Consider the following 3,292-nt stretch of genomic DNA (forward strand, 5'->3'; position numbering starts at 1 on the left):
GTATAACCCCAAACGAGTTATTTAACAACCCACCCCGGTCATAGCCTATATCGTATCCGATGGTGTAATTATTTTTTAAAGGCCTAATACCCTCAATATAAGCCGATAGTTCATTTACTTTTTTAAATGTGCCATATCTGCCTGGATTTTTTAAGCCTCCGCCCACAGTCCGAAACACTTCAGTACCGGTTTCATACGTACCCTGGTTTTGGGAATAGGATAATTTACCCGTATAAAGCCAGTTAAAAGCATAAAATTGTGCTGCTGCATGTAAAGCAAGTACCCGGTTATTTATAAAGAACTGATAATCTGATGAACCTAAATTACTCCTTGCATCATACAGTGTTGTTATGAATGGAGTACCCAGCCCAAGTTGGTTATATGACCACCCCTCAACATATTCATAATTATTGTAATAATCTTCTGCACCTGATCTGGTTTTTTTTGAATCCGGTTTACCCGCCTGGTTGGCAGTATATAAAAACTCAAATAAGAATTTTTTCCAGTGAAAATTACCGGAGTTAGGACTGTTATTAACTAAACTAATACCATTTAAGCCATCTTTAAGATTTGCAAGCGAACCTAAAGCTCCCTTATCATAAAAGTTTTGACGGTACACCATTAAAGTAAGCGCATCAAATTTGTACTCAGCACCAAGATCCAATGAACCTAAATGATTGCCCACCTTTGATTCATTAAATACTTTACCGGTAAGCACATACCAATAAGTTTGGGCTCCTGACAAGGTATAACTACTACCAAAAACCCGCCTTTCATCTCCCCATAGAGCCTGGTGATTATACCCTGYCTGAAAGTTAAATCTCCATGAAGGTTTACCTACTTTTACGTAAAGCTGGTTTTCAAGATAATAGCTTTTAAAGTGATTAGGTTCCTTGCCATACTGTATGGACACATTGCCTACATATCCGTTTGCAAAAGAGCCTTTCACTGCAAATAGCTTCCCAAATATTGGTATACTGTAATAATTGGGGATACTTATGCTTGCTTTGGGTATTCCTAAGGCATTACCCGAGACGGAGAATGAGCCAGAAGACAAGGCTGTGTCAACCAGGCCAACAATATCTTTAGAGCGCCCAACCTTTAATTCAAAAATACCGGCATGAGCTTTTACAAAGCCTTCTATTAAATCAAACTGTGCCTTATTACCAAGGTTTGCTCGGCCTTCAAATGACGCGGCCCAGCCGAATGTTTTTGTTGTATCATAGTCTTTACGGAGCCTGCCAATAAAGCTGCCCGAACCACCCGACAGTGGAATACTACCAAACTGATTTGACCGTAACCAAAACGGAACAACGCCGGATGTTGTTGCTATCCCCTGCGCTTCTAAACTGATATGTACATCTTTTTCCTGGGCTTTTACAATTGAATAATTAAACAATACTATTACTAAAACGGCAAGTTTCTTCATGTAATTTTATTTAGGGGCTAATAAAATGTTTAATAAATACTTTGATATCACAAAAAATTTCATATAAGTTAATATGTTAAATATTAACAAAATGATAACAGTTATCGATTTATAATTGTTTTAACGATAACAAAATATATTTTTATTGAGAATAATTGCAATAAATACTCCATTATGCTAAACATTAAAAAACCAAAATTATTGCMTTGTAATAAAAATTAACTGCAACGACACCGCAATAATGCTTTGTGTATTTGAAATAAATGAATTCAGAAAAAGGCGATTTTTAAAGCCGGTTTTATGTACAGAATAGATTTCCCTACTTATAAGATAGTATTAATGAGTCTTTAAAATTTATGGGTTAGATTGGTTGGATTGGAGTCAAAGACGGATTAAAAGGAGATCTGTTATTTCCTTGTAAGAAGGCGCTTTGACAAATACTTTAAAGTGAAGTATGCTTATTCATTAAGGCTGTGCCTTATCCAGCTGAAGTACAAATAAAGTTCTGAGTATTGGGTAAAACAAATAACCGATCCACCTACTCCACTTTGGGTACATTTCTATTCACTGAACTAATAAATTCTGAAGCCGTTGGGTTAAATAAAAGTTTATTTACGGTTAGATCTGCTCCATATTTACTAAAGTGGTTCCTGTCAGACATATAAGGGCAATTTGTAATTGATATCCCCGGAATGGCCCCATGGTTATAAATATCGACATAATAAGGCTTTAAATTCTTGCTTAAGAAAGTGTTGATCTTATCTGCATTATTATTAAGATATTTATGGCTTATCTGAATATTGTATTCATTTTCCCTTGCAGCAATTAAGGGATAGGTCATTGTATATATTTCATTTTGACCTATGATGATGACTTTTAAGTGATATTTTTCAAAATAGGCAATTGTGTTTTTCAAATCTTTTATTAATGCTAACGAATCTTTACTTTGTACAGAGGTAACCCAGTTAGCACACATAATAACCCCATCTATCTTATGGTCGTTACTTATAATGAAATCGTGATAAATATAATCCATTACTTCTTTGCACCTTGTAAGGCCATTGGGCCTGATAAAAGGCATACATCCACTGGCAGTTGCCTGGATCACGTGGATATTTTTCTTTAAAAGGCTTTCTTTTAATGATTCAGAAAATTGAGCTGCATGGCTATCGCCAATTAACAGAACATTCTTTTTTTGCCCGTCTAAACTTAAACAACGCTTTTTGTCAAGCTTACCGTCTGATGAGCTCCCTACAAAACAACAGTCGCTACTATACTGTTTTTGCGCTTCTTCCACGTGTGTGGCTTTATAGCTTGACAGCTCAATTGTTTTTGCTTTAAATACGATATTATTCGCATTATAATAGCTTAAGCAAAACGTAGCGATCATACAAGTGAGCACTCCACTTATAATTAATTTATTGCTCTTAAACTCAATAGACTCGATAAATCTATAGGAGATATAACTCATGCCCAATGATAGCAGAATTAATAATGAGATAGTCAATGCGTTCATTTGCACCCCTAAATACTGAGCTCCTACATAAATAGGCCAGTGCCACAAGTATAATGAATAGGATACCCGCCCTATAAATTGTACGCTTTCATGCTTTAATAGTTTAAAGTCATTAAAATTACTAAGAATCACAATCGCAGTTGCAAACACAGGTATAATAGTGTATTTACCAGGCCATTCCATATGGCTGTTAAAGAACAGCAAACAAAATATAATCACACCATACCCTAATAYAGCAAAAAGCTTTTTATATTTAAATCCCTTAACAAAATCTTCCCCTAAAAAAGCAATGCCTCCAAAAAACATTTCCCATGACCTGCTTGGAAGTAGATAAAAGGAGGCTGTTC

At 35.4% G+C, this 3,292-nt stretch carries 2 protein-coding genes; both read right to left on the reverse strand.

Annotated elements, in window-relative coordinates:
• Window positions 1-1,429 (reverse strand): capsule assembly Wzi family protein (locus AC1DRQ_RS30405; protein ID WP_477429693.1); only part of this gene is annotated, 1,429 nt, incomplete at its 3' end.
• A 538-nt stretch (window positions 1,430-1,967) separates the two neighbouring features.
• The coding region (locus AC1DRQ_RS30410; protein WP_477429695.1) for an acyltransferase family protein at window positions 1,968-3,292 on the reverse strand (1,325 nt) is incomplete at its 5' end.

This window comes from Mucilaginibacter sp. P4_E8, from assembly GCF_056401495.1.